The sequence below is a fragment of the Duganella sp. FT27W genome, assembly GCF_009295655.1.
Taxonomy (GTDB): domain Bacteria; phylum Pseudomonadota; class Gammaproteobacteria; order Burkholderiales; family Burkholderiaceae_D; genus Rugamonas; species Rugamonas zoogloeoides.
Genome location: NZ_WHIV01000004.1, coordinates 86,787 through 113,596 on the forward strand (window position 1 = coordinate 86,787; position 26,810 = coordinate 113,596).

The window sequence follows — 26,810 nt, forward strand, 5'->3', positions numbered from 1 at the left end:
TACAACCTGACCGCGACCGGCGCTTCCGTCCACCCAACTTCAAAGCGAACCATCCATGCGTTTTGTCTTGCCTACTTCAACGCTGGCCGCCATCCTGGCCACCGCGCTCGCCAGCGGCCACGCCGCCGCTGCTGCCACTTCCCCCACCCCGATCACGCTGGACCAGGCCATGGCCAATCCCGACTGGATCGGCACGCCCGTCGAATCGGCCTGGTGGGGCTGGGACAGCCGCCAGGTCTATTACAAGCAAAAACGCACCGGCTCGCCGCTGCGCGACACGTACCTGGTCAACAACGGTGCCGCCAAACAGGTCGATGACAAGCAACTGGCCAACCTCGACACCGCCAACCCGGTTTACAACCGCGAGCACACGCGCGCCATCGTGCTGCGCAACGGTGACCTGTTCGAGCGCGATCTGAAGTCCGGCGTGCTGACGCAAATCGTGCGCGGCACCGCTGCCGCTGCCGATCCGCAGTACGCGGCCGACGGCAAGCAGGTGCAATTCCGCATCGGTAACGACTGGTTCAGCTGGAGCCGCAGCGAGCGCCTGGTGACGCCGGTGGCCGTGCTGCGCACCGCCAAGGACCCGGACGCCAAGCCCGATGCCGATTCGCTGCGCGACCTGCAACTGCGCCTGATCTCCACCCTGGCCCGCGTCAAGGAAGAACGCGACGTGACCCGCGCCCAGCGCGATGCCGAGCGCAGCGCCGACGCCACCCGCGCGCCGAAACCGGTGTACCTGGGCGAGAAGGTCGTGATCGAGTCGAGTGCATTGTCACCAAGCGGGCGTTACCTGCTGGTGGTCACCAGCGCCAAGGATGCCGACAAGCGCCGCGTGGGCAAGATGCCGCGCTACGTGACCGAATCCGGTTACGAGGAAGCCGACGACGAACGCCCGCGCGTGAGCGACGCCGGCCCCGTGCCGCACCAGTTGAAACTGCTGGAAATCGCCACCGGCAAGGTGACCGACCTGTCCTTCGACGCCCTGCCCGGCATCGCCACCGATCCGCTGGCCGACATGCGCGCAGCGCAAAAGCTGGCCGCGCTCAAGGGCAACCGCCCGGTGCGCCTCGAGCGCAGCGCCGAATCGATCCGCTGGAGCGACGACGGCGCGCGCGTGGCCGTGATGGCGCAAGCGGTCGACAACAAGGACCGCTGGATCGCCACCGTCGACCTGGCCGACGCCAAGCTGCAACCGCTGCACCGCTTGAGCGACCAGGCCTGGGTGAACAATCGTGGCAACGACTTCGGCTGGCAGCCGGACAACAGCACGCTGTGGTTCCAGTCAGAAGAAAGCGGCTACGCCCACCTCTACCTGAAAAACGCCCGGACGCCCGATGCGGCGCCGCGCGCGATCACCTCGGGCAAGTGGGAAGCGAGCGACGTCACCTGGTCGGCCGACGGCAAGATTGCCTACTTCCTGTGCAATCCGAAGCTGCCAGGCACCTATGAAGTCTGCGCCAGCAACACCACCGACGCCAAGGTAAAGGAACTGACCACGCTTGGCGGCGTGGAGAGCTTCACGGTGTCGCCCGACGGCCGCAAGCTGCTGGTGCGCTACTCGACCTCTTACATGCCGGCGCAAATCGCCACCGTATCGGCCACCGGCGGCGCGGCCACCCAGCTGACCGACACCCGCAGCGCCGACTACAAGGCCCGCAACTGGATCGCACCGCAAATCGTGGCCGTGCCATCGACGCATGGCGCCGATCCGGTATGGGCCAAGCTGTACCGCCCGGCCACCCTGGAACCCGGTAAAAAATACCCGGTCGTAATGTTCGTGCACGGCGCCGGCTACCTGCAAAACGTGACCCAGCGCTTCCCCGTGTACTTCCGCGAGCAGATGTTCCACAACCTGCTGGTACAGCAAGGCTACATCGTGCTGGACATGGATTACCGCGCTTCGCTCGGCTACGGCCGCAACTGGCGCACGGCGATCTACCGCCAGATGGGCCACCCGGAACTGGAAGACTATATCGACGGCCTGAACTGGCTGGTGGCCAACCACCAGGGCGACGCGAAAAACGTCGGCATCTATGGCGGCAGCTACGGCGGCTTCATGACCTTCATGGCGCTGCTGCGCGCGCCGGACCAGTTCAAGGCCGGCGCCGCGCTGCGGCCCGTCACCGACTGGACCACCTACAACCACGAGTACACGTCCAACATCCTCAACACGCCGGAGCTGGACCCGCAAGCGTACAAGGTCTCGTCGCCAATCGAATACGCCGACAAGCTCAAGGGCCACATCCTGATCGCCCACGGCATGGTGGACGACAACGTGTTCTACCAGGACTCGGTGCGCATGGCGCAGCGCTTCATCGAACTGAAAAAGGACAACTGGGAACTGGCCTCGTACCCGCTGGAACGCCACGCGTACGTGCATGCGGAAAGCTGGTATGACCAGTACCGCCGGATTTACCAGCTGTTCGAGCGCACGCTGAAGTCGAAAGAGTAACCAGGAAGGGAAACGGGCCGGCGGACAACTGCCGGTCCGGCATCAGCTTTTTTTGCGGCCTTTCCACAAGTCGGAAACCCACATGCCGACCGGGTACAGGAAGGGGCCGAACAGGATGATCCACCCCGGCGGGGAGAACCCGTGCCTGCGCCGGTATTCCTCGTCCGGCTCTCGCAAGGAATGCACGGCGGGGCGTTGCGGATCGTAATACACACGCACCCGATCATTGCGGCGCAAGTCCTCGCATCTTTTGTCATGTCCCAGCGCGCTGGTATCGGTGCGGTCACCATACGGTATGCCGTTCACGGTGTACGAATAGATGAAAGTTCCGTGGTTGCTGCAAGTCAGAAAGACCACTCTACCCTCGGTCTGGACGTGGCGCGCCGCCAGGTCGCGATACTCATCGGCGCTGTCATAGCACGCAGTCAGCAGCAATAGCGGCGCCATCATGGCGGCGGCCTTCTTCACCGGATCGTACCGATTACCACATCAAATCATCGGGGATCTGGAACGCCGCGTATGGATCGTCCTCTTCCACCACCGCAGCGGACTGCTTGACGCGCACGACCAGCGACGCATCGCGTTCTTCGATCTTGTCGGCGATTACGCGCGGCACCAGTTCCACCGTCGCGCCCAGCACCACGATCACCAGCCGCCCCGCCACCAGGTGCTCGCGCACCGCCGGCGACACGTAGATCCGTTCGATCTTGGTGCCATGCGTGAAGTTGTAGGCGATATCGTCCTTGCCGTTTTTGGTCTTGTCCTGGCGGTTCTGCTGCACCATCTGCACGATCTGCGCCATGATGGCTTTCTGCTGGGCGGCCGCATCGCGCAAGGCGTTCGCTTCGCGCGCCTTTTCGGCGTTCTTGCGCTGGATTTCCTGCGCCGCCAGGCGGGCTTCATCGACCGACTGCTCGCCGGTGCGGCGCTCGACTTTCTTCTGCTTGCTCTTTTCCTGGTTGGCCAGTTTGGCCTTGGTCTTGTCGATCAGGCCCGCTTTTAAAAACTGCTCTTGTAAGGAAACCATGTCCTTTGCTCCGTGTGGGGGGATTGCCGGCTGCGCCAGCGTCAAGCCGGTAGCATAGCAAAGTCGAGCGGTGGGTCGACAGGAAATCTGGCCACCGCCAGCAAACATTTGGCATTTTCAAATCGGGCTGCTATAATTGCGCGCCTTGGCCTGGTAGCTCAGTTGGTAGAGCAGAGGATTGAAAATCCTTGTGTCGGTGGTTCGATTCCGCCCCGGGCCACCAAGAATAGTCTTCAACGAAACGCCCACTGTCACCAGTGGGCGTTTTTGTTTTTTACAAGCAGCTGGGTATTCCTGGAAGTTATTGTGTCGTAATCGGGATACAGCAGGTAATATTTACGACATTAGAGGATATCCACCAGGTAATTTAGAATTACCATTAGCATTCTTTTTATTACTAGGATTGCTACAATGATGACGCTTTTCTCTAACGCTGGCTTCGTGTGCCGTAAAGCTGCTGCCGCCAGCATCGCCGTGGCTGCATTGGTACTGACGGGCTGCGCAAACCATCCAGCGCCTGTCAACTACGCTCCAACGTCGACCAAGACGATTCAGGGAAGCCTCAGCGTTGCTCCTTTCACTTATCTGCCTGCAACCCCGAAAGCAGCGAAAGTCGTCCCCGCCAATGTGATCCGCAATACCGCAATGGGCGAGATCAAGATCGACAAAGATGTCAGCGTCTTCGTACGTGACGCGGTCTTCCTCGAGCTGCGCACCATGGGCGCAAAAATAGATAATCCTGCCAAAGTTCTCAACGGTGAAATCGAAGAGTTTTTGGTCGACGATCTTGGTTACAGCATCGACTGGACCTTGCGGATCAAGTATACGGTTACTGATACGAGCTCGACCAAGGTTTTATTCAGTTCCGTAAAAAACACGCAGCGCAAGACCGCCAAGTTCGTCAATCCATTCGGCGCTATGAACGAAACCATTAAATTGAACACCGAACAATTGGTCGATGACCCTGAGTTCATGAAAGCAATTCAATAAGCGCAGCGCGCTGCGAGTCCCTCAAGGGACCGCGCCAGGAAAAACGCCCACTGATGCAGTGGGCGTTTTTTTTTGATAGTGCAACGCCGATTCATACACGCCAGTGCTCTGTATGCTACCTGAGGCGTATCACGCCAAACGCAACTATTTCCCCACGCGCTGCAACCTGCACCAAGCAACACCCCAGCTTGCCTCGGCATGGTAGTGCAACGCCGATTCGTACATGCCCGGTTGCAGCCACAGCAACGCGCCACTGGCGCCGGTCGCCATGTCGAGTAATTGCCCGGGAAGTGACGGCGTCGCATCGGCCGCATTGATCGGTGCCGATAGATCGCGGATGCTGTTGGGCGACCAGGCCGCCACGACGGGACCGGCAGTCACCCGGTAACGCTGGCCCGGAGCGGCGCTGCGCCAGTCGGCCTCCAGCGCGTGCCGGTGCGCGCCAAGCGCGTCGGTCTCGTCGTTGGCAAACTCGACCTGCGAGAGCACCAGGAAATCGCGCTGTTCATCGACGCTGACGCGCACCATTCCCGGCGCCGCGCTCCACAAATACCCCATCGCGTCGCCCTGAAAACCGTGCAGCGCTTCGTCGCCCAGGCTGCGGATAGCCCGGTCGTATTCGCTGTCGGGCGCCAGGGCGGCGTTCAATATCCGTCCATCCGGACGGATGGCGCGCCATGTCGCTTCACTGCGATCAATCATGGCGCCAGGCCACAATTCGAGCACGACCGACATCAACGCTTCGCGCGCCGCCGACGGGTTGGCGCTGGCCAGGTATTGATGGCCGGTGGGTCCGGCCGGGCGCCAGATCTCGGGCAACTCTGCAGCAAACGGCGACCAGTGATGCAGCTCGGTGGCTTGGGATGCATCGTACGGCTCGCTGCCATACCAGCGGCTGAAATCAGCGAGGTTGGCGACGATCACGGGACCGCCTTCGCAACCGATGTCTGCGCTCCAGGCGATATTTTTTGTGCTCATGGGATCAGTGACAGGGACAAGGTGCTGCGTATGTTACCTGCCTAACGAACGCAATTCAAAACCCCGCCTAAAATATATCCAGAAGGAAATACAAATATCTTTAATTCACTATTACTTCATCCTTACCGTCATCTAGCCCAGGAGCTCCCATGCGTTTGTCCAATCTGAAAATCGGTGTGCGCCTCTACATGGCGTTCGGTGTGATCGTTGCCATGCTGGCGACACTGGTCGTTGTGGCCGAGGTCAATTTCAGCCGCCTTGGCACGGCCAACAGCTGGAACGTGCACACCTACGAGGTGCTGGCCGAAGCCAACGCGCTGCAGGAAAACCTGATCAACATGGAAACCGGCCAGCGCGGCTTTTCGCTTACCGGCAACGAAGCATCGCTCGAACCCTTTCACGCCGGCAGGGCCGCCTTCACCAGCCACCTCGCCAAGATTCTCGAACTGACCAGCGACAACCCGGCCCAGCAGCAGCGGCTGAAGGACCTGGCGGCGGCTGAACAACAGTGGCTGCGCGAGGCGGTGGAGCCTGCCATCGCACTGCGCCGCAGCGGTGGCGACCAGCCCGAGACCATGGCGGCGGTGGTGCAACTGGCGCAGTCAAACAAGGGCAAAGCGGCCATGGATGCCATGCGCGCCCAACTTGCCGTGATCCGGGACGGCGAGCAGGTACTGTTGACAAAACGCTCGGCCGACCTCGCCGCCCAGCGCACCCGCACCGACATCCTCTTGATCGGCGGCGGCATCCTGGCGGCATCGATCGCTGCCGTGCTGGCATACCTGCTAACGCGCAACATCACGGTGCCGCTGCAAGGCGCGGTGGCGCTGGCCCAGCGCGTTGCCAAGGGCGACCTCAGCAGCAAAGTAGTCGTGACCAGCAAGGATGAAACGGGCGAACTGATGCAGGCGCTCAGCGACATGAATGCGGCGCTTTACAACATCGTGCAGGAAGTGCGCAGCGGTACCGACACCATCGCCACCGCCTCGGCAGAGATATCAGCCGGCAATATGGACCTGTCCTCGCGTACCGAGCAGCAAGCCGGCTCGCTGGAAGAAACGGCCTCGTCGATGGAAGAACTGACCGCCACCGTCAAGCAGAATGCCGACAACGCCAGCGAGGCGCGCGACCTGGCCAGCTCGGCCTCCAGCGTGGCCGTGCGCGGCGGCGCCATGGTGGCGGAAGTGGTGACGACGATGGGCTCGATCAACGATTCGGCGCACAAGATCGTCGACATCATCGGCGTGATCGACAGCATCGCGTTCCAGACCAATATCCTGGCCCTGAATGCAGCGGTGGAAGCGGCACGCGCCGGTGAACAGGGACGCGGCTTCGCGGTCGTCGCCACCGAGGTGCGCAACCTGGCGCAACGCTCGGCCAGCGCGGCCAAGGAAATCAAGGTGCTGATCGACGATTCGGTCAGCAAGGTTGAAGTGGGCAGCAAACTGGTGGACCGCGCCGGTGCGACCATGCAGGAAGTGGTGGACAGCGTGCAGCGGGTCAACCACATCATCAGCGATATCGCCGCCGCCAGCGCCGAACAGCGCCAAGGCATCGAGCAGGTTAACGACGCCATCACCCAGATGGACCAGGTCACGCAGCAAAACGCCGCGCTGGTGGAAGAAGCGGCAGCCGCCTCGAACGCCATGCAGGAACAGGCCGCAGGGCTGGCGCACGCGGTCAGCGTGTTCCAGCTCGAACCTGCCCACCCTGCGCCGGCGGTTCGTCAAAACCACCATCCGGTGCGCGCGCCGCACGCCCGCCCTGCGCGGCCGGCGGGCGGCATGGCCATGCTCAGCGCTTGATGAAGTTGCTGGCCGACAGCGCGCCAAACGGCAGCTGGGTCAGCGGGCCGCCGACATCGAGCGCGCCCAGGTCCACCGCGAAGAAGCCGGCTGCCTCGAGCAGCTGGCGTACTTCGGCCTTGGCGGCGGCGTCGTCGCCCGAGTAGAACAGGGTGCGCTGGCCCCCCGCCTCTTTCGGTTCGAGCAGCAGCTTGACGTCGAGGTGGTTGAGGGCCTTGACCACCCGGGCGCCGGGCGCGAGCTGGCTGAAGATCGCGCTCGAATGCTGGTTGCCAAGGTCGATGGCCTTGATGCCGTAGGCGGCCAGCGGGTTGGTCGGATCCTTGGCGTCATCCGAATCGGGATCGAGGAACAGGACCGGGTTGGTGCCATCGACGACGATGCGGTTGTTCCAGGCCGGCAGTTGCGGCATCAGTTCTTCCAGGGTTTCCCAGCGCACGGCAACGAACACGATGTCGGCGCTGGCAGCCTGCTCGACGGTGCCGGCAGTAATGCTGGGGCCGGTTTCGGCCAGCAGCGGCGCCAGCGCAGCCGGACCCGATCTGTTGGCGATGACCGCCGAAAAGCCGGCGCCAGCCAGAATGCGCGCGATATTACCACCAAGGGCGCCCGAGCCAATGATTCCGATAGACATACTATTCTCCTGAAAAGGTAAGACATTAAATACTGTGTGACGTACACAGTTACATTTAGGATGAAAAAAAGCTGCTACCACACCAGCGGAATCGAAAACTTGCCGATCCGCGCCACCTCGGCAGCCATGTCGGCAATCGTGACCTTGGCCAGTTCCGCTTCAAACACGGACTGTGCCCTGGCCAGCGACGGCGCGATCGCCTGCTGGATATTGCCTCCCACCGCGCAGTTCTCACAAGGCGGCGTGCGGTGCAAGGTGAACATCTCGGTGTCTTCCACCGCCCGATAAACGTCGAGCAGGCGAATCTGTGCTGCCGGTTTGGCCAGCAGTGCACCACCGCCCGCGCCCAGTTGCGACGTGGTCAGTCCGGCGTCGCTCAACATCGACAACAACCGCCGTATCACCGCTGCCCCCGTATTGGCCGAGTACGCCACATCTTCCGACCGCACTGGCTTGCCACCCATTACTTCGATGGAGACCAGGGTGTGGATGGCAACGGCGAATCGGGAGCTGGTGGGCATACATTTCTTTTTCAGCAGTGTGTGAGCAACACTATCACACACTATTGTCGGGTGCGTCAATCTTTTTTTCGGGGATGGCATTGAGGCGATCGCGCACCAGGTCGATCAAGGCGGCCACCACCGCCGGCAAATGCTGGCGCGTGGGATACATCGCATGCAGGCCGAAGCTGGCGCTGCTGTACTGCGGCAGCACCGGCGCCAGCCGCCCGGCGGGCTGCTCGCTGCCGATCATGCTGGCCTGGCTGGCGGCGGCCAGGTCGTCGACGGCGGCGGCGCAGCGCTGGTGAAAAGCCTGGCCGGCGCTGGTGAGGGTGAGCTTGCGGGTGGAGCGCAGTAGCAACCGCGTGTTCAGCTGGGCTTCCGGCCAGCTGGACGGCGGCGTGCAGGCGGCAGCCGGCGAACTGGTGGTGTTCGAGGAATCGCAACAGGCGCTGGACATGGTGGCCAGGGGCGAGACGTCCTTCGTGATCGGCTCGGCCCGTCAAGCACCCACACGAGCTGGTGATGGGCAACTACTCGGTCCATACGAGCCGCGCGGCGCTGGTCAAGGGCGAGGCGGAGATCGAGCGGATCGGGGCGCGGTTGCGGTAAAAAGAAACTACCTTGAGCTTCCGAGGATTTTAATAACCGCGCAACATAAACTCTATGCAAGACTCGGAGAGTAATTGTTCACTGGAGGACAGTCGACCTGCTGGCTGCCGCAACAAACTGGCGGGGACTGCCAGGAGGTTGGGCGCGTCCAGAATACAGGATTGATGACGGACCTGAACCAGCGCATGCGCGCCATGAATAATCGGCGCCGGGGGGCTGTACAAGAAAAGAGGAATACACCACCTGGTGTTGAGTCGAACAAAATCGCTCTGCACATCCACGTAATAGCAATGCCTGGCAGACTTGTTCGGATTGACGTAAATATCAAATCTTGCCATGGCTATCAGCCACCAGTTCCGGATGTTCTGCCAGATAGCGCTGCAGTTGTTCTGCAGCGGTCCCCTCTTGCTCTATCCGCAGCGCGTACTGTTCCAGTGCTTCGCGGTTGTCAAGCGCCCATTGTGTGCATGCGGTATAGCCTCCAGGAGGCAACCATCCATCTGGCGCTTGCACAATAGCCGATCCATCACGCGCCGTTGCGGCCTCCTCAGGTACCGGTATCAGTTCCAATCGGTCACCGGGATGAACAATGACGTCGAAACGCCGCCCTGCGTACTCCTCGCCCAACGAAATCTGGCCGCTGGCGCCAACCTGTTTCAACATATGGCCTCCCTGTTCACGTGATCATGCCACAGCCTGAAAACCCCGTCGATCCGCTTCCCTGCCGCATTACTCCATACTTATCAGCCGCGCTTATGGATCACCCAAAGAAATCCTGAATATCGTTCCGTCCTGCCCCGCCCTACTATTTCTCCATGGGAGCGCCTGCCGAAACTCACATGCCGCGCAGCCGCTCCAGTGTCGATCCGTCCTCCGCCCGGAAGGATGGAAACTCTTCAAGGAGAATTAGTATGACTGACCTTAATCGTCGCGGAATCCTGGCCGGTGCGGCCGCTGGTGCGGTGGCGCTGGGAGCGGCAGCTGCTGCCAAGGCTGCCGAGTTCGGCAATCCCAACCGGCCGCTGCAAGGCGCCATCAATTCGTCGGCGCTCGCCAATGCCGATCCCGGTCCGCAAAATCCGGCGCTGCGCGATGTGCTGCCGTCGTTTGCCAATCCACCGGCGACCGACGTGGGCGGCATGCAGATCCCGTGGAACTCGTTCAACATGGCGCACAAGCGCATCCAGGATGGCGGCTGGGCGCGCGAGGTGACCACCAAGGCGTTCCCGATCTCGAAGGATATCGCCGGCGTCAACATGCGCCTGGGACCGGGCGGCGTGCGCGAACTGCACTGGCACCAGCAGGCCGAGTGGGCCATCGTCACCGTGGGCGGCATCCGCATCACCACCATCGACAGCCAGGGCCGCTCCGAGGTGGCCGACGTCGAGATGGGCGATATCTGGTACTTCCCGCCCGGCCTGCCGCACTCGCTGCAAGGCATTGGCGCCAACGGCGGCGAGTTCGTGATCGCGTTCGACGACGGCGCCTCCGGCGAATTCAATACCCTCATGCTCAGCGACTGGCTGGCCCACACGCCGCCCGACATCCTGGCGCAGAACTTCGGCGTACCGGCTGATAAATTCAAGAACATCCCGCTCGAGCAGCTGTGGATTTACCAGGGCGCGCAGGCCGGTCCGCTCAGGGCCGACCAGTTGTACGCGGCCTCCAGCCTCGGCCGCCCCGACCACCCGTTCATCTTCCGCATGGGCGCCATGAAACCCACGCTCACCCAGCCGGGCGGCGAAGTGCGCATTGTCGACAGCAACAATTTTCCGGTGTCGAAAACCGTGGCGGCGGCGCTGGTCACCTTGCGCCCGGGCGGCCTGCGCGAAATGCACTGGCACCCGGACGCCGACGAATGGCAGTACTTCATCAAGGGCTCCGGGCGCATGACGGTGTTCAATACCGGGCCTGTGGCGCAAACGGTGGACTTCAACCCCGGCGACGTCGGTTATGTGCAGAAAAGCCTGGGCCACTACATCAAGAACACCGGCACCTCGGACCTGATTTTCCTCGAGCTGTTCAAGTCCGACCACTTCGCGGAAGTCTCGCTGTCACAGTGGCTGGCCAACACGCCGCGCCAGCTGGTCAAGGAGCACTTGCGGGTGGACGACGCCACGCTCGACGTCATCCACCAACTCAAGAACCGCCGCGACGTCATCGCCTGATGTAGGGAGACCTTTCATGACCACCGCCGCCAATACCACCGCCACCGTCGCCACCATGCGCGACGCCCTCGACCACCAGCGGCGCGGCCTGCGCTCGATGCTGGCGTTTGCCGGACCGGCGGTGGTGGCGTCGGTGGCGTACATGGACCCCGGTAATTTCGCCACCAACCTGCAGGCCGGCTCCACCTACGGCTACCAGTTGCTGTGGGTGGTGCTGCTTGCCAGCCTGGTGGCGATGCTGTTCCAGGCCATGTCGGCCAAGCTGGGCATCGTCACCGGCCGCAGCCTGGCCGAGGTGTGCCGCGACGAGTTTGCGCGGCCGCTGGTGGTGGCGATGTGGATTGCCGCCGAAATCGGCGCCATCGCCACCGACCTGGCCGAATTCATGGGCGGCGCCATCGGCATCTCGCTGCTGTTCGACGTGCCGCTGGGCTGGGGGCTGGTGGTCACGGGCGTGGTGACGTTCGCCATCCTGTCGCTCGATGCGCAGGGTTTCCGGCCGCTGGAAATCGTGATTGCCGCGCTGGTGGCGGTGATCGGGCTCAGTTACCTGGCCGAGCTGGTGATCGTGCCGCCCGACTGGCACGCGGCGCTGTTCCACACCTTCGTGCCGCAACTGCACGGCAAGGATGCGCTGATGCTGGCCGTGGGCATCGTCGGCGCGACCATCATGCCGCATTCGATTTACCTGCATTCGGGCCTGACGCAGCACCGCGCGCCGGCCCGCAACGACGCCCAGCGCCGCCAGCTCGTGTCGTTCTCCAACCGCGAGGTGGCGGTCGCGCTGGGACTGGCCGCGCTGGTCAACATGGCGATGGTGGCGATGGCTGCCGCCGCCTTCAGCGAGACCGCACCTGGCCTGGCCGATATCGCCACCGCCTACCACACGCTGGTGCCAGCGCTCGGTGCCGGCGCCGGCGTGCTGTTCCTGATTTCGCTGCTGGCCTCGGGCATATCGAGCTCGGTGGTGGGCACCATGGCCGGCCAGAACATCATGCAGGGCTTCGTCGGCTTTAAAATTCCGCTGATGGCGCGCCGCCTGATCACCATGGTGCCGGCGTTTATCGTGTGCGCCACCATGAATCCGATGACGGCCATGATCGACAGCCAGATCGTGTTAAGCCTGGTGCTGCCGGTGCCGCTGATCGCGCTGGTGGTGCTGTCGTCGCGCCGCTCGGTGATGCAGGGTTTTACGGCCGGCCGCAGGCTGACCGTGGCGGCGGCGGTGACTGCCGCCGCCATCGTGCTGCTCAATGTGGCGCTGCTGTGGCAGGCATTGGCGGGGTGAGTGACAAATGATCGAGCCGCGCCGCGCCCTCGTCGAGCAGGAACCGGTAAAAGTCGCGCGCCGCGCGCGGCAGCCCATGTTCGCCACGGTGCACGGCATACCACTGCTGCATCACAGGAAAACCCTGCACATCGAGCACACACAGCTGGCCATTACGCACATCGGCCTGCACTTCGCGCGCGGACAGCAGGCCGATGCCCATGCCGGCAATGACCGACTGGCGGATCGCCTCGCTGCAACCGAGTTCCATGAAGCGCGGTTCGGTGTCAAAGCCGATGGCGGCGCGGCCCAGCAGGGTGTCGTCGGCCACCTGGCGGGTATCGGTACCGTGCTCGCGCACGATCAGGCATTCGTGCGCCAGGTGCGCGACCGGCACCTGCGCCGCGCCGGCCAGCCGGTGATCGGGCGGCGCCACCAGCACGAACGGATTGTCGGCAAACGGCGTGGCATCGACCCCGCGCAGTTCGGGCGGATGCAGCATCACCGCCAGGTCGAGCGTATCGCAGCGCAGCATGGCAACCAGCTGGTCGCGGCTGCGCACGGTCATGTCGAGGTCGATGTGGTCATGGTCCTGCAGGAAGGCGCGGATCAGGTGCGGGAAGCAGCAACTGCCCGACGTGATCAGGCCCACGCGTAGTCGCTGGCGCGGCTGTTCGGCAGCAACGGTCAGCAGGCTGGCCAGCGATTGCTCGGCCGCGCGCAGGTCGGCCAGGATCACCTGGCAGTGGCGCAGCACCACGCGGCCGCCGTCGGTGAGCGCAATGCGCTTGCCGGTCTGGCGAAACAGCGGCAGTCCGGCCAGGCCTTCCATCTGCTTGATCTGCATGGAGACGGCGGGCTGGGTCAGGTGCAGGTCTTCGGCCGCGCGCGAGAAGCTCAGGTTGCGCGCCACGCTCTCGAAGATGCGGAACTGGCGCAGGGTGATGTTTTTCATCGGGTGGACTCTCCGTCACGTGAAAACGTACCACCCGAGTCTAGCCTATGTGCTTCACCGCCAAGCTTACCGTTTGGCAGGGAAAGCACCGCTCCGCACGGTCAGGCCGACAGCGCTACCCGCGACGATGCGGCCATGCGGCCCGCGCTCCTGGCGCCACCTACCTCACCACGCGCACCATCCGTGCCAGCCGGCCGGCCAGCGTCGTCGAGCTGGAACTGGCTGACGATCTGCGCCAGCTCGCGCGCCTGTTCCTGCATCGATTCTGCGGCGGCTGCCGCTTCTTCCACCAGTGCGGCGTTTTGCTGGGTGACGGTGTCCATCTCGGTGACGGCCTGGTTGATCTGTTCGATGCCCTGGCCCTGCTCGGCGCTGGCGGCGGCGATGTCGGCCATGATGACGGTGACATCGCGGATGCTGTCCACCACCTCGGTCATGGTCTGGCCGGCTTTTTCCACCAGCGCGCTGCCCTCACCCACCTGCTGCACCGAGGCGTTAATCAGCGTGGTGATTTCCTTGGCGGCGGCGGCCGAACGGTGCGCCAGGTTGCGCACCTCGGTGGCTACCACGGCAAAGCCGCGTCCCTGTTCGCCGGCGCGCGCTGCTTCCACGGCCGCGTTCAGGGCCAGGATGTTGGTCTGGAAGGCGATGCCGTCGATCACGCTGATGATGTCGGCCACCTTGCCCGACGACGTGCGGATCGATTGCATGGTATCGACCACGCTGGCGACCACGGCGCCGCCCTTCACCGCCACGTCGGACGCGGTCTGCGCCTTGCGGCGCGCTTCCTGGGCATTGTCGGCATTGTGGCGCACGGTGGACGTGAGTTCTTCCATCGACGACGCGGTTTCTTCCAGCACGCTGGCCTGCTGCTCGGTGCGGGCCGACAGATCCTGGTTGCCGCTGGCGATCTGCGACGACGCCGAGGCGATGGTCTCGGTGCCGCCGCGCACGCGGCCGACAATCTGCTGCAGGCTGCCGCTCATGGTGTGCAGCGCGTGCAGCAGCTGGCCGGTTTCGTCGCGCGTGGGCTGGTAATGGCGCGTGCGCAGGTCGCCGGCAGCCACTGCTTCGGCCAGCGTGACGGCCGCGCCGATGGGGCGGGTGACCGAGCGCGTGATCAGCCAGGCGCCGGCGCTGCCGCATACCAGGGCCAGTACGCACAGCACGATAGTGGTCAGGCGGGTGGACGCGATGCGCGCGGCGATATCGGCCATCGCGCCGTGGGCGATGTCTTTTTGCAGCTTGGACAAACCGCCGATGGTGGCCTGCAGGGCGTCGAGCGAGGGCAACGTAGTGCCCATCAGCGCGGCGGTCGCTTCGTCGCGCTTGCCCTCGGCCAGCAAGGCGCTCACTTTGGAAAATGCCTGCACATAAGTGGCGCGGTCGGTCTTGAACTGCGCCAGCAGGGCCTTCCCTTCCGGGCGCGTGATCATGGCGTCGAGCACGGCGACGGCATCGGTGATGGTCTTCTTGTTGGCGTCGATCCGGGCGCGCACGCGGTCTGCATAAGCCTGGTCCGGCGCCATGAACAGTTCCATCGTGTAGCGGGCGTTGGCGCGGGTGGTGGCGTCGATCAGGGCCACGGCGTCGGCCTTTGCCATGTCTTCGTGGACGATTTGTTCGCTGCGCGCGCCGATACCGTTGATCTGGGCGATCGACACCACCGACTGCACGGCCATCATCAACAGCACCGCCGCAAAGCACAAACCCAGCCGGGTGCCAATTTTTAGATCCTGGATACGCATACCTTCTCCCTGCACGATCTGGTTTTATGGTGAATCTCCGGCGATTTTTGGGGCAGAGACTAGCAGTGACAGCACACGACAACCAGTGGTGTCACGCAAACGATGTTAACCATTTAATTTACATGGCGCAATGAATGCGGAGTCAATCCCGGTGATTATTTTGCATCGCAACAACGCTATCGCGTTCCCGAATTTCTGCCATTCATGCCGCGCCGTCTGCCGTCCATCGCATGAATTCCCCGAAACGGGCAATTACCGCTACCATCATTCGGCACATGCAAACCTGGCATGTTTGACCGTTTCATCACTTCGACGAGGTATCCATGAATCGTATCGCCCTGAAAGTCCTGCCTGCCCTTCTGCCTACAATGCTGCTTGCCGGCGCCCTGCCCGTCCATGCCCAGACCACCACTGCAGTAACCGAGGTTCCGCTGATTGAACGCGCCAAAATCTTCGGCAACGCCAGCAAGTCCGGCGCCAACATCAGCCCGGACGGCAAGTGGCTGTCGTGGATCGCACCGCGCGACGGCGTGCTCAATGTGTGGGTGGCGCCGAGCAGTGATTTAACGAAGGCGAAGCCGCTCACCGACGAAAAATCGCGGCCGATTCGCAGCAGCTTCTGGGCGCCGGACTCGAACACGGTGCTGTTCATCCAGGACAAGGGGGGCGATGAAAACTTCCTGCTGTATGGCGTCGATGTCGTCTCGGGCAAGCAGACCAACTACACGCCGTTCGAGAAAACCCGGGTGCAGATCGTCAATATCAGCAGCAAGGTCAAGGACCGCATCCTCATCGGCATCAACAACCGCGATCCGAAGTGGCACGACGTCCACAGCCTCGACCTGAAAACCGGCAAGCTGACGCTGGTGCAGCAGAACGACGGCTACGCCGGCTTCCTGGCCGACGAACAGCTCAAGCTGCGCCTGACCATCAAGGCGCGCGCCGACGGCGGCGCCACCTATTACCGCATCGTCGATGGCAAGATCGAGACCACGCCGGTGACCGAAGTAGGACTTGACGATTCGCAGACCACGGCGCCGCTGGGCTTTACTACCGATGGCAAGACCTTGTACTGGACCGACTCGCGCAACCGCAATACGTCGGCGCTGCTGGCCCAGGACGTTGCCAGCGGCAAGACCACCGTGGTGGCCGAAGATCCGCGCGCCGACATCTCCAACGCGCTGCTCGACAAGCGCACCGGCCGCGTGCTGGCCTACGGCGTCGATTACCTGAAGCAGGAATATGTGCCGCTCACCGACGCACTGAAGGCCGACCTGGCCTTCCTGAAGAAAAGCATCGAGGGCCAGTTCTTCGTCAGCTCGCGCAACGAGGCCGACGACAAGTGGCTGATCACGGTCGATCCGGTCACCGCGCCCTCGTCCACCTGGCTGTACGACCGCAAGGCCAAAAAACTCAGCAAGTTGTACGTGAGCCGGCCCGAACTCGAAGGCGCGCCGCTGGCCGCCATGCATCCGCAGGAAATCAAGGCGCGTGACGGCCTGACGCTGGTGTCGTACCTGACCCTGCCCAAGTCGGTCGATGCCAACGGCACCGGCCGCGCCGGCAAACCGGTGCCGCTGGTACTGATGGTGCACGGCGGCCCGTGGGCGCGCGACCGCTACGGCTACAACAGCTATCACCAGTGGCTGGCCAATCGCGGCTACGCGGTGCTGTCGGTGAACTACCGCGGCTCGACCGGCTTCGGCAAGAATTTCATCTCGGCGGCCGACCTGCAATGGGGCCGCAAGATGCACGACGACCTGATCGACGCGGTGGACTGGGCGGTCAAGAACGGCATCACCACCAGCGACAAGGTGGCCATCATGGGCGGCTCGTACGGCGGCTATGCCACCCTGGCCGGGCTGGCGTTCACGCCCACCACGTTTGCCTGCGGCGTCGATATCGTGGGGCCGTCGAACCTGTTTACGCTGCTGCAAACCATTCCGCCGTACTGGGAAGCGGGCAAGCAGCAGTTCTACAAGCGCATGGGAGATCCCACCACCGAGGAAGGCAAAGCACTGCTCAAGGAACGCTCGCCGCTCAACTTCGCCGCCGACATCCAGCGTCCGCTGCTGATCGGCCAGGGCGCCAACGACCCGCGCGTGAACGTGCGCGAGTCGGTGCAGATCGTCGATGCGATGAAGGCCAAGAGCATTCCGGTAACCTACGTGGAGTTCCCGGACGAAGGCCACGGCTTTGCCCGGCCGGTCAACAATATCGCCTTCAACGCGGTGACCGAGAACTTCCTTGGCAAGTGCCTGGGCGGGCGCGCCGAGCCGATCGGCGGCACCATCAAGGCGTCCACCGCGCAGGTGAAATATGGCGCCGAGTTTGCACCGGGGCTGGTGGAGGCGCTGAAATAAATATTTGCTAAACAGTTAATTCATGCGGAAAAGCAAGGGAAATTTGTTGCATGTAGAATAACTGGAGAGGCATCCGCCGTGGATGCCGGTGCTCCACGGAGAAACGCATGCAAACCTTGTTTTCCGCAGGATTTATCCTGTGCGTGGTGCTGTGGGGCGTGCTCGCCCCCGACCACATGGCGGCGGTGTTCGACACCCTGCTCGCTGCCGTCACCCGCAACTTCGGCTGGCTGTATTTATGGGTGGTGCTGGGCCTGGTGGTTTTCGCCGTGTGCACCGCCTTCAGCCGCTATGGCAACCTCAAACTCGGCGGCGAAGATGAAGAGCCCGAGTTTTCCGTGGTCAGCTGGTTCTCGATGCTGTTTGCCGCCGGCATGGGCATCGGCCTGGTGTTCTGGGGTGTGGCCGAGCCGATCTCGCATTACAGCTCGGCGCCGCCGGGCGTGGTATCCGGCACCCCGGAAGCGGCCAACGCCGCCATGCGCTACGTGTTCTTCCACTGGGGCGTGCACCCGTGGGCCGTGTACGCCATCGTCGCGCTGTCGATCGCCTTTTTCCAGTACCGCCGCAACGGCACCGCGTTGATCAGCACCGTCACCGAGGCGCTGCCGTGGCGCTTCGTGCAGCGACTCTCGCCGCTGGTCAACGGCATCGCCGTGGTGGCCACGGCATTCGGCGTGGCCGCGTCGCTGGGCGTGGGGGCGCTGCAGATCAACAGCGGCATGCACGCGGTCTTCGGCATCGACATCAGCGATGGCAACCAGGTGCTGATCATCATCGTCACGTCGTGCATGTTCATCGCCTCGGCGGTGAGCGGCGTGGAAAAGGGGGTGAAGCTGCTCTCCAACGCCAACATGATCATGGCTGGCGTACTGGCGCTGGCCGTGTTCATCCTCGGCCCCACGGTGGCCATCATCGACACGCTCACCAACTCGCTGGGAAGTTACGTCAACGATATCGTGCGCATGAGCTTGCGCGCCACGCCGTTCCGCGACAGCACCTGGGTGGGCACCTGGACCATCTTTTACTGGGCCTGGTGGATTTCGTGGTCGCCGTTCGTAGGCCTGTTCATCGCGCGCGTCTCGCGCGGGCGCACCATCCGCGAATTCATCCTCGGCACTGTGCTGGCGCCGTCGCTGGCCGCGTTCATCTGGTTCTCGATCTTCGGCGGCACCGCGCTGTACATGGAAATCTGGCAGCATGTGCCGCTGGCAGAAGCTGTCAAGGACGATATGTCCACCGCGCTGTTTACCATGTTTAACGCCATGCCGTTCGGCGCCATCATGTCGGTGGTGGCCACCGCGCTGGTGGTGATTTTCTTTGTCACCTCCGGCGACTCGGCGGTGCTAGTCCTGGGCATGATGAGCGCCAGGGGGAACCCGAACCCCACCGCCCGCAGCAAGGTGATGTGGGGCGTGCTGGTGGCGGGCATCGCCATCAGCCTGCTGCTCGCCGGCGGCCTGAAGGCGGTGCAAACGGCCACCATCCTGTTCGCGCTGCCCTTCTCGCTGGTGATCGTCATGATGGCGGTATCGCTGTACCGCGCTATGCGCGAGGACTGGATCGCCGAAGACCGGCGCGAAAAGGAGTTGCGGCGCAAGGTACGGCAGATGGTGTCCAAATAATTATTTGGTTCCTGCCTTGCGGTTGTAGTAATCGGCCAGCACGCCGAACGCCTGCTTGCGCACGCCGGTTTCCGACATCAGGCCCTTGCGGTTCCAGCCGTTCTGGAACACCGGGTGTTCGCGCCGTGGCGACTGGAAGTCTTTCAGGATCCACGGCGACAACCCGCGCAGGGTTGGCAGTTTTTCGGCCAGCGCCAGGGTCTGGCGGTAGTACTCGGCCTGGTACTCCTCGGTGAATTTCTTCATGCCGTCGTTGCGGTAGCCGGCCAGCGCGTCGGCGCCGAATTCAGACAGGATCAGCGGCCGGTCGGTGGGCAGCTTCCATTTCAGGTTGGGCAGCGCATCGAGCGTGTCGCCGCCGTACCAGCCGGCGTAGGTGTTTACGGCCAGCACGTCGAGCTTGTCGGCCAACGGGTCCTGGATTTCGGTCACTTCTTCGCCGTTCACCTTGTGGCGCTCGACCAGCAGCGCCGCGCTGACCAGGCGCGTTGGATCGAGCGCGCGCACGTTATCTGCCATGGCGCTGTGGAAGGCGGTGCGCGCCGGCGACACCGGGGTCTCGTTACCCACGCTCCACATCACGACAGCGGCGCGGTTGCGGTCGCGGTAAATCGTTTCGGCCTGCATCACCAGGGCCTTGTGCAGCACGGCCGGGTTTTCCCAATCAACGGTCCAGTACACGGGAATTTCGCTCCAGACCAGCAAGCCGATTTCGTCTGCCAGGCGCAGCGTGGTTTCCGAGTGCGGGTAGTGCGACAGGCGCACGTAGTTGCCATTCAAGCCGTGCTTGATCTCGTTGAGCAGCGCGCGCGACGCCTGTTCGGTCATGTTGCGCGCCGGGTTCGATCCGAACTCCTCTTCGTGCAGCGAGATACCGCGCAGGAAGATCGGTTTGCCGTTGAGCAGAATCTCGTTGCCCTTGACGGCGATGGTGCGGAAACCGATGCGGTCGCGGATGGCATCGGTCGCGGTGGAAAAGCGCACGTCGTACAGCTTCGGACTGTCGGGCGACCAGCGTTGCAGCTTGCCCGGTGCGGCCAGCGCGAACACGGCGCGGCCGTTGGCATCGGTGGTGGCGCTGGCGGTGGCCAGGTCGCCGATCGCCACTTTGACCACCTGCCCGGCCGCTTGCGCACCTTGCAGCTGCACGGCGCCGGTGATGCGGCCGTCCTGGCCCAGGCTCACGGTGGCGTCGTCGATAAAGGTGGCGGGCGTGGTGATCAGGCGTACCGGGCGCGTGATGCCGCCGTACAGGTCCCAGTCGGTGATCGGGGTGGGAATGGTTTGCGCGTCGTGGGTGGAATCGACACCGACGGTCAGGCGGTTGTCGCCGGCGCGCAGGGCGTCGGTCACTTCCAGCACGAACGGCGTGAAGCCGCCTTCGTGGCGGCCGATTTCCTTGCCGTTCAGGTACACGTAGGCGCGGTAGTTGACCGCCTCGAAGCGCAGGAAGGCGCGCTTGCCCTGCTCCTTGCGCGCATTGAACTTGCGCTGGAACCAGACCAGGCCATCGTAGTAGCGCAAGGTGGGCGTGGCCGCATTCCAGGCGCCGGGAATGTTCATCTGCGCGCTGCGATCGAGGTCGAATTCGAAGAACTCGACGCCACCCTTGGCTTCCTGGGCGGCGATGTCGATGTCGCGGTACCGCTGCATGCGCGACTTGGCCACCCAGCCGTTGATGTCGTTCAGACCGGTGCGATACAGGTCTTTCGAATAGGTCCACTGGCCCGATAAATCCTGGCTGTCGCGCGACTGCGAGGCGGTCAGCAGCACGGCCGGGCGCAGGTCGGCGTGGGTGGTGGGCGGCGTTGCAGTCGCAGCAGCAGCGGCCGGTCCGAAGTGGAGTACCAGGCACAGGGCGATAAGGATTTTTTTCATGGTCGTCAAAAAGGTCTCGTTAATCGTTAGCGTAACAGGCCGGCCGCGCGGGCCGCTTCGTCGAGGCTGTCGCCGACCAGCGCCATGTTCTGGATCGCGGCCAGTCCCCATTGCGCCGAGCCGTTGGTGCTGATGTTGGGCTGCTCGTTGAGCGGGCGCAGGGTGGCGGTGCCGTCGATGCGGCGCGGCGCGTCGCGGGCGGCGTTCCTGGCGAAGTCGTTGCCGAAGAATTCGCGCCAGGTGCGCAGCGCCAGCGTGCGGTCACGTTCGTGGTAGGCGGCGTAGGCGGTCATGCGCGAATTGGTGTTGGTCATACCGCGTCCGCCCGGATCGCGGCCCAGCAGCGCCACCAGGTCTTCCTTCGGCGCGTTGTAGGCGCGGCAGTAAGCGAGCCAGGTCTTGCGGTAGGCCGGCACGTCCACCAGCGCCAGCAGTTCCGAATTCATTTCCACCACGCCGAACACGCCGTTCAGATTCGAGAACTGGAAGTAGTCGCCGGCGCCGCCGAACTTGCCGGTCTTCGGGTCGTACGGCGCGGCCGAGGCGAACCAGCCGCGTTTGATGCCGCCGATGGTCTGCATGCCGTTGACGATCTTGTCGCGCCAGCGCGTGTCGCCGGTGCGCTCCCACTCGGCCAGCCAGGCCGCGATCAGCGAACCCCACACGGTGCCGAACGACGCATTGATCATGCCGTCAGGTGCGGCGCGGGCGGCATTGGGCGCCAGCTTGCGCGAGATATCGACCTTGTGCAGGTCGGCGTCGGAATCGAGCAGTTCGCGCATCAGGTCACCGGCGCGTTCGTCGGCGGTGAGGAAATAATAGATGCGGCGATAGGCGGCATTCGACACCCGCGGCTGCTTCGACGAATCGGACCAGTGCTGCACGCCGTGGCGCGTGCCGAAACCCTTGAAGGGCCCCAGGTGATAGACATCGACCTCGCCGGTGTGGCGCGTCATCGCCTCGGCCATGCGGAACAGGTCGGCGCGGCCGGTGCGCAGGTAGCTGTACCACAGCCACAGGTCGGTGGACAGTTCCGAGTTGTCCCAGGCGTAGCCGCCGATATCGTAGCGCCACATGTGGCGGTCGTTGTCGTAGGCGTGCATCACGTCGCCGTAATTCCAGAAGCCGTACCAGCGGTGCTGCTCCACTTCGCGCAGGTACTGGTCCAGCTGCGCGGACAGTTTTTCTTCAAGCAGGCGCCGGCCCGGCGTGCCGGTATCGACCACGTCCCAGTCGCCGAACACGGCGCACTGGTGGATGCGCTCGGGCGCCAGCACCAGGCGCGCCGGATTGGCCACCTGCTCGGCCATGTGCGAAAACGCATCGTGCGATGGCGTGGCGCTCAAGGCCCACAGTTGCAGCTCGCTGGTGCGGGCCACGCCGGTGGCCGAGTCCCAGCCTTCTTCGTAATCCTCGTAGATGATGTTCAGGCCGGCGATCTGCTTGTCGTGCGTGTCCATGCCGTTGACGGCGCGGTACGGCCGCATGTCGAGCGCTGGCGCCGACGGCGAGTACAGCCAGGCGGTGATGTCGGCCATGTCGCCGGCAGCGTTGCGTACATCGAGGCGGGTGGTGGCGCGCTGCCAGAAGTCGCGCAGGCCCAGCGCCACGCCGCCAGAAGCGCCGCCCACGTAGGCCAGGCCCTTGCTGCACGTGCCGCCATTGACATCGATCCAGGCCTGGCCGGCAGCCGTCCGCTTGCGCAGGATAAAACCGTCGGCGCTGAGCTGCGTGAGCGAAAAGTCGTTCCACTGCGGGATCCACTGCATGCCGTCCTGCACCGGCTTGGCCATGCCGGCCAGCGGCGGCAATGCCTGGCCGGCCACCTGCGCGGCGCGGAACGCATCGCCGGGATCGCGGCGCAGGCCGGTGACGGGCCGCACGGCCTCGCCCCACACGCCAATGCCCTCACCGGCGTAGCGGATGTGGCGGTCGTAGGCCGGGTCCGTCATCGGCACCCTGGCGGTGACAGCCAGGCCGGCGATGAAATCCTGCTTGGCGTTGCCGTCGAAGATGAAGGTGTGGACGATGCGCACGTTCTCGGCGCCGGCATAAAAATACAGGCGGACCGAGAATGGCAGCCAGTCGCGCCCGTTGCCACTGTGTTTGCCGTCGAGCTTGAGCGTGGCGCGCACGGGGCCGGTCTGCTCGACCGTCACCTGCTCCACGCGGCTGGTATAACGCTGGCGGGTTACCGTTCCGGTTTCGTCGGATTCCGGCCCGTCCTGGCGCAGCGCCAGCAGTTTCACGTCCTGCACGATAGTGCGTCCGGCCCGGGTGGCGGAGGCGATCAGGTGTTCGCCACTGGTCGGCACGGTCCACACGGTGGGGCCGACGGTGACGGTGATCAGGGCGGTGGTCTGCCTGACCGCTACCGCGCCGGCAACCGCTGCCGGTGCGCCGGCCTCCAGGCGCCAGGCCTCGGCAGCACTGCCGGCCGCCGGAACGCCGGCCGCCGCAGTACCAGCACCCACACTCGCGGTAGCGGAGCCGCCGGCACTTTGCGCACTGGCCGCCACCGCGTGCGCGGTCCATTTCAACGAACCATCGGGCCAGTACGCCAGCGGCCACGATTGCACGGTCGGTGCGCCGGCGCCCGCCAGGCGCAGTTGCAACACCCCCTTGGCGGGTGCGCGCAGCGCGCCGCGCGGCCACGGCACGCCCAGCGTGGCGCCGTCGAACCGGGCCGGCGCCGCGCCGTCCAGCCAGCGCAGCACGGTGTCGGCCACCGGCCGCGGCTTGCTGCCATCGTTGGCGGTGGCGGCCAGCACCAGCGATGGCAAGGTGGTCAACACGGCGGCACTGGCAGCCGACTGCATGAACTGCCGGCGCGACGTAATGAAGGTCGTCATGGAACGTGTCTCGCTGAAATATTAGTATTAAAGCGAGTATAGGGCTGCTGTGCCGACGGTGATCATTACACCGCCAAATAATCACAAGCTTGCACACTTTTAGTCACCCGGCAGATGTAGGGCGATAAAACGTTGCTGGGGTGCTACCTCGAAGGGGAGATTTGTAGCAAAAGATTTCTCACGGAGATTTGATATTGCCGATGAAATATTTTCATGGCCTAATGTTCCGCTGCACATGCGCGGGCGGCGATCCTGTCGGCGCATCGAGGCAGTTCGACGATTCAGTTCGTTAAATAAGTTCGATAAAAAATGGAGAAACACCATGCAGGGTAAATACTTGTTGCGCGGCCTCGTGAGCACCACGCTCGCAGTCGGCATGACCTCGGGCGCGCTGGCAGCGCCCACCACCGCCACGCCAGCCAGCGCTGCCACCGCGTCGGCTTACAACCAGCCGCCGAAGGAAATCCTCGACGTCATGCGCGCGCCGCCACCGCCGGTGCCATCGCTGAGCCCCACCCGCGACAAGCTGATGCTCGTCACCATGCAGGACTTCCCGTCGATCGCCAAGGTGGCCACGCCGTTCCTGCGCCTGGCCGGCGTGCGTATCGAACCGGGCAACCACAGCCAGCACGATACCCCGGGCGGCTACGGGATTCCACCGTGCGTGAGCGCGATCGACCTGGTGCAGGTTGCCGACGGCAAGCAAACCGCCGTCAAGCTGCCGGCCGACGCCTGCCCGCGCCGCCCGGTCTGGAGCGCCGACGGCCAGCGCTTTGCGTTTGAAAACATCACCACCGCAGCGGTCGAGCTGTGGGTGGGCGACGCCAAAACCGGCGCCGTGCGCCGCCTGCCTGGCGTACGCCTGAACCAGATGTTCGGCGACCAGGTGCAATGGATGCCCGACCAGAAAACCCTGCTGGTCAAACTGGTCACCGGCAACAAGGCCCCGCCGGTGGAAGCTCCCGGCTCGGCCGGCCCCGGCATCCAGGAATCGATCGGCGGCACCGGCCAGAGCAGCACCTATGAAAACCGCGACACGCTGCGCAACCGCTACGACGAATCGCTGTTCAACTACTACGGCACCTCCCAACTGGCGCTGGTCGATGCCGCCACCGGCAAGATCACCAATGTGGGCAAACCGGGCCTGTACGAAGAGCTGAGCGTGGCGCCGGACAGCCGCCACGTGGTGGTCACCGAAATCCGTCCGCCGTACTCGTACGTGACCACCTTCGACCGCTTCCCCAAGCAGATCGACCTGTGGGACCTGCGTGGCGTAAAACCAGGCGCCAACCCGGTCGTGCGTGAAATCGCCGCGCTGCCGCTGGCCGACCGCGTGCCGAATCGCGGCGTGCCGACCGGCCCGCGCAACTTCACCTGGCGTCCGACCGACGCGGCCACGCTGGTGTGGGCCGAGGCGCTCGATGGCGGCGATCCGAAAGTGAAAGCGGCCGAGCGCGACAAGCTGGTCATGCTGAAGGCCCCGTTCACCGGCGCGCCGGTGGAAATCACCCGCACCGAGCAGCGTTACGCCGGCCTGTCCTGGAGCGAAAACGCCGGCACCGCGCTGCTGAGCGACTACGACGTCAACCGCAAATGGCGCCGCACCTGGCAGCTCAATGTCGATGACGCGAAAAACTCGCGCCGCCTGGTGTGGGATATGTCGGCCGACGAAAAATATGCGAATCCGGGCAACCCGGTGCGCCGCCAGCTGGCCAACGGTTCGTGGGTCATCCGCCAGGACGGCGACACCATCTACCTGTCGGGCATGGGCTCGTCGCCCGATGGCGACCGTCCGTTCCTCGACAAATTCAGCCTGGGCACGCAGCAGTCGGAGCGCCTGTTCCGCAGCGGTAAAACCTCGTATGAACAGTTCATCGGCTTTGCCGGCAACGACACCCGTCGCCTGCTGACCTGGTACCAGTCCACCACCGACACCCCGAACGCGCTGCTGCGCACCGTGGGCGCACCGGCGGCCGGCGCGGTCAAGGGCGAAGCGGCGTTCGATTCGTCGAGCGCACCGCTCACGCACCTGAAAGACACCGCGCCGCAAGTGCGCGAGATCCAGAAGCGCCTGGTGAAGTACAAGCGCGCCGATGGCGTCGATCTGTCGTTCACGCTGTACACGCCGCCCGGCTACAAGGAAGGCACGCGCCTGCCGACCATTCTCAACGCCTATCCGCTCGACTACGCGGACGCCTCGCAGGCCGGCCAGACCACCGGTTCGCAAGCGACGTTCACCCGCCTGCGCCAGTACCGCCTGCTGCTGCTGTCGGGCTACGCCATCATCGACAGCGCCGCCTTCCCGATCGTGGGCGACCCGCGCAAGGCGTACGACACGTACACCGAGCAGCTGGTAGCCAACGCCAAGGCGGCGGTGGACGAAGCGGTGCGCCTGGGCGTGACCGATCCGGCCCGCGTGGGCGTGACCGGCCATAGCCACGGCGCGCTGATGACGGCCAACCTGCTGGCGCACTCGGACCTGTTCCGCGCCGGCGCGGCCACCAGCGGCTCGTACAACAAGTCGCTCACGCCATTCGGTTTCCAGAACGAGCGCCGCTCGGTATGGGAAGCGCCGGACGTGTACACCAAGGTCTCGACCTTCTTCTACGCCGACAAGCTCAAAACGCCACTGTTGATCGTGCACGGCGGCGACGACGCCAACCCGGGTACCACCCCGCTGCAATCGACCAAGCTGTACGAGGCGATCCGCGGCAACGGCGGCGTCACCCGCCTGGTGATGCTGCCGCACGAGCCGCACTGGTACGCGGCGCGCGAGTCGAACGAACAGCTGGTGTATGAAATGCTGCGCTGGTTCGACAAGTACGTGAAAAACGCACCGGCGGCTGCACCTGCCAGCGCCGCAGCCAACTAAGGTTTGCGGCAAATCCCGTCCCGGTTCATCCGGGGCGGGAAACGGTATATACTCTTCCCATGAACACCCGGCGCCTCCCTG

The 26,810-nt window shown here is 64.1% G+C and carries 20 protein-coding genes, 1 tRNA gene and 1 pseudogene; 10 read left to right on the forward strand and 12 right to left on the reverse strand.

The window, feature by feature from the left end; genetic code table 11:
* Positions 1 to 55 precede the first annotated feature (55 nt).
* Complete coding sequence (locus F8197_RS17580) at positions 56 to 2,455, forward strand: S9 family peptidase (RefSeq protein ID WP_152883000.1); 2,400 nt, start codon at positions 56 to 58, stop codon at positions 2,453 to 2,455.
* Positions 2,456 to 2,497: 42 nt separating this feature from the next.
* Here the strand turns inward: F8197_RS17580 and F8197_RS17585 are convergent, their stop codons facing one another.
* Together F8197_RS17585 and F8197_RS17590 are read right to left on the reverse strand one after the other, a co-directional pair.
* The gene (locus F8197_RS17585) at positions 2,498 to 2,923 is read right to left on the reverse strand and encodes a hypothetical protein (RefSeq protein WP_152883001.1); all 426 of its coding nucleotides are present in this window, start codon (positions 2,921 to 2,923) and stop codon (positions 2,498 to 2,500) included.
* A gap of 13 nt (positions 2,924 to 2,936) precedes the next feature.
* The gene (locus F8197_RS17590; protein ID WP_056147087.1) at positions 2,937 to 3,482 is read right to left on the reverse strand and encodes a DUF2058 domain-containing protein; all 546 of its coding nucleotides are present in this window, start codon (positions 3,480 to 3,482) and stop codon (positions 2,937 to 2,939) included.
* Between the two features lie 147 nt (positions 3,483 to 3,629).
* On the opposite strand from F8197_RS17590, the gene F8197_RS17595 reads away from it, so the two are divergent.
* Both F8197_RS17595 and F8197_RS17600 read left to right on the forward strand, forming a co-directional pair.
* Positions 3,630 to 3,705 (forward strand) — tRNA-Phe (locus F8197_RS17595).
* Between the two features lie 188 nt (positions 3,706 to 3,893).
* Entirely contained in the window at positions 3,894 to 4,472 is a 579-nt protein-coding gene (locus tag F8197_RS17600) for a hypothetical protein (RefSeq protein ID WP_152883002.1), read from the forward strand.
* A gap of 144 nt (positions 4,473 to 4,616) precedes the next feature.
* On the opposite strand, the gene F8197_RS17605 is transcribed toward F8197_RS17600, so the two are convergent.
* Positions 4,617 to 5,450: a hypothetical protein gene (locus tag F8197_RS17605; RefSeq protein ID WP_152883003.1), complete on the reverse strand. Its 834-nt coding sequence runs from the start codon at positions 5,448 to 5,450 to the stop codon at positions 4,617 to 4,619.
* A gap of 149 nt (positions 5,451 to 5,599) precedes the next feature.
* Here F8197_RS17605 and F8197_RS17610 point away from each other — a divergent pair, with 149 nt between their 5' ends.
* Positions 5,600 to 7,255 carry a methyl-accepting chemotaxis protein gene (locus tag F8197_RS17610; RefSeq protein ID WP_152883004.1) on the forward strand — a complete coding sequence of 552 codons (1,656 nt, stop codon included), beginning with the start codon at positions 5,600 to 5,602 and terminating at the stop codon, positions 7,253 to 7,255.
* Here the strand turns inward: F8197_RS17610 and F8197_RS17615 are convergent.
* The 3 genes from F8197_RS17615 to F8197_RS17625 all read right to left on the reverse strand — a co-directional run bounded on the left by F8197_RS17615 (position 7,245) and on the right by F8197_RS17625 (position 8,849).
* The gene (locus F8197_RS17615; RefSeq protein ID WP_152883005.1) at positions 7,245 to 7,889 is read right to left on the reverse strand and encodes an NADPH-dependent F420 reductase; all 645 of its coding nucleotides are present in this window, start codon (positions 7,887 to 7,889) and stop codon (positions 7,245 to 7,247) included. The two genes, F8197_RS17610 and F8197_RS17615, sit on opposite strands and share 11 nt — an antisense overlap.
* Before the next feature lie 74 nt (positions 7,890 to 7,963).
* Positions 7,964 to 8,410 (reverse strand): Rrf2 family transcriptional regulator, encoded by a 447-nt coding sequence (locus tag F8197_RS17620; protein WP_152883006.1) that lies wholly within the window; start codon positions 8,408 to 8,410, stop codon positions 7,964 to 7,966.
* Positions 8,411 to 8,444: 34 nt separating this feature from the next.
* Positions 8,445 to 8,849 carry a hypothetical protein gene (locus F8197_RS17625; RefSeq protein ID WP_193333468.1) on the reverse strand — a complete coding sequence of 135 codons (405 nt, stop codon included), beginning with the start codon at positions 8,847 to 8,849 and terminating at the stop codon, positions 8,445 to 8,447.
* On the opposite strand from F8197_RS17625, the pseudogene F8197_RS28950 reads away from it, so the two are divergent.
* Positions 8,770 to 9,001: pseudogene (locus F8197_RS28950) on the forward strand (pirin family protein); the annotation flags it as partial. The gene F8197_RS17625 and the pseudogene F8197_RS28950 overlap by 80 nt on opposite strands.
* Before the next feature lie 29 nt (positions 9,002 to 9,030).
* Here F8197_RS28950 and F8197_RS29465 read toward each other — a convergent pair.
* The gene (locus F8197_RS29465; protein ID WP_152883007.1) at positions 9,031 to 9,339 is read right to left on the reverse strand and encodes a CcdB family protein; all 309 of its coding nucleotides are present in this window, start codon (positions 9,337 to 9,339) and stop codon (positions 9,031 to 9,033) included.
* Positions 9,326 to 9,664 (reverse strand): hypothetical protein, encoded by a 339-nt coding sequence (locus tag F8197_RS17640; RefSeq protein WP_152883008.1) that lies wholly within the window; start codon positions 9,662 to 9,664, stop codon positions 9,326 to 9,328. Before F8197_RS17640 ends, F8197_RS29465 begins: the two co-directional genes overlap by 14 nt.
* Before the next feature lie 248 nt (positions 9,665 to 9,912).
* Between F8197_RS17640 and F8197_RS17645 the strand changes: the two genes are divergently transcribed.
* Positions 9,913 to 11,169: a cupin domain-containing protein gene (locus tag F8197_RS17645; protein ID WP_152883009.1), complete on the forward strand. Its 1,257-nt coding sequence runs from the start codon at positions 9,913 to 9,915 to the stop codon at positions 11,167 to 11,169.
* Between the two features lie 16 nt (positions 11,170 to 11,185).
* On the forward strand, positions 11,186 to 12,457 hold the full coding sequence (locus tag F8197_RS17650) for an Nramp family divalent metal transporter (protein WP_152883010.1): 1,272 nt from the start codon (positions 11,186 to 11,188) through the stop codon (positions 12,455 to 12,457).
* On the opposite strand, the gene F8197_RS17655 is transcribed toward F8197_RS17650, so the two are convergent.
* Complete coding sequence (locus F8197_RS17655) at positions 12,420 to 13,391, reverse strand: LysR family transcriptional regulator (protein WP_152883011.1); 972 nt, start codon at positions 13,389 to 13,391, stop codon at positions 12,420 to 12,422. The two genes, F8197_RS17650 and F8197_RS17655, sit on opposite strands and share 38 nt — an antisense overlap.
* 101 nt (positions 13,392 to 13,492) lie before the next feature.
* The gene (locus tag F8197_RS17660; RefSeq protein WP_152883012.1) at positions 13,493 to 15,139 is read right to left on the reverse strand and encodes a methyl-accepting chemotaxis protein; all 1,647 of its coding nucleotides are present in this window, start codon (positions 15,137 to 15,139) and stop codon (positions 13,493 to 13,495) included.
* A 323-nt stretch (positions 15,140 to 15,462) separates the two neighbouring features.
* Between F8197_RS17660 and F8197_RS17665 the strand changes: the two genes are divergently transcribed.
* Positions 15,463 to 17,502: a S9 family peptidase gene (locus F8197_RS17665; RefSeq protein ID WP_152883013.1), complete on the forward strand. Its 2,040-nt coding sequence runs from the start codon at positions 15,463 to 15,465 to the stop codon at positions 17,500 to 17,502.
* 107 nt (positions 17,503 to 17,609) lie between these two features.
* Complete coding sequence (locus F8197_RS17670; protein ID WP_152883014.1) at positions 17,610 to 19,127, forward strand: BCCT family transporter; 1,518 nt, start codon at positions 17,610 to 17,612, stop codon at positions 19,125 to 19,127.
* On the opposite strand, the gene F8197_RS17675 is transcribed toward F8197_RS17670, so the two are convergent.
* Positions 19,128 to 21,005 carry a glycoside hydrolase family 2 protein gene (locus F8197_RS17675; RefSeq protein WP_152883015.1) on the reverse strand — a complete coding sequence of 626 codons (1,878 nt, stop codon included), beginning with the start codon at positions 21,003 to 21,005 and terminating at the stop codon, positions 19,128 to 19,130.
* A gap of 26 nt (positions 21,006 to 21,031) precedes the next feature.
* Positions 21,032 to 23,857: a Tat pathway signal sequence domain protein gene (locus F8197_RS17680; RefSeq protein WP_152883016.1), complete on the reverse strand. Its 2,826-nt coding sequence runs from the start codon at positions 23,855 to 23,857 to the stop codon at positions 21,032 to 21,034.
* Between the two features lie 322 nt (positions 23,858 to 24,179).
* Here F8197_RS17680 and F8197_RS17685 point away from each other — a divergent pair, with 322 nt between their 5' ends.
* Positions 24,180 to 26,729 (forward strand): prolyl oligopeptidase family serine peptidase, encoded by a 2,550-nt coding sequence (locus F8197_RS17685; protein WP_152883017.1) that lies wholly within the window; start codon positions 24,180 to 24,182, stop codon positions 26,727 to 26,729.
* Positions 26,730 to 26,810 lie beyond the last annotated feature (81 nt).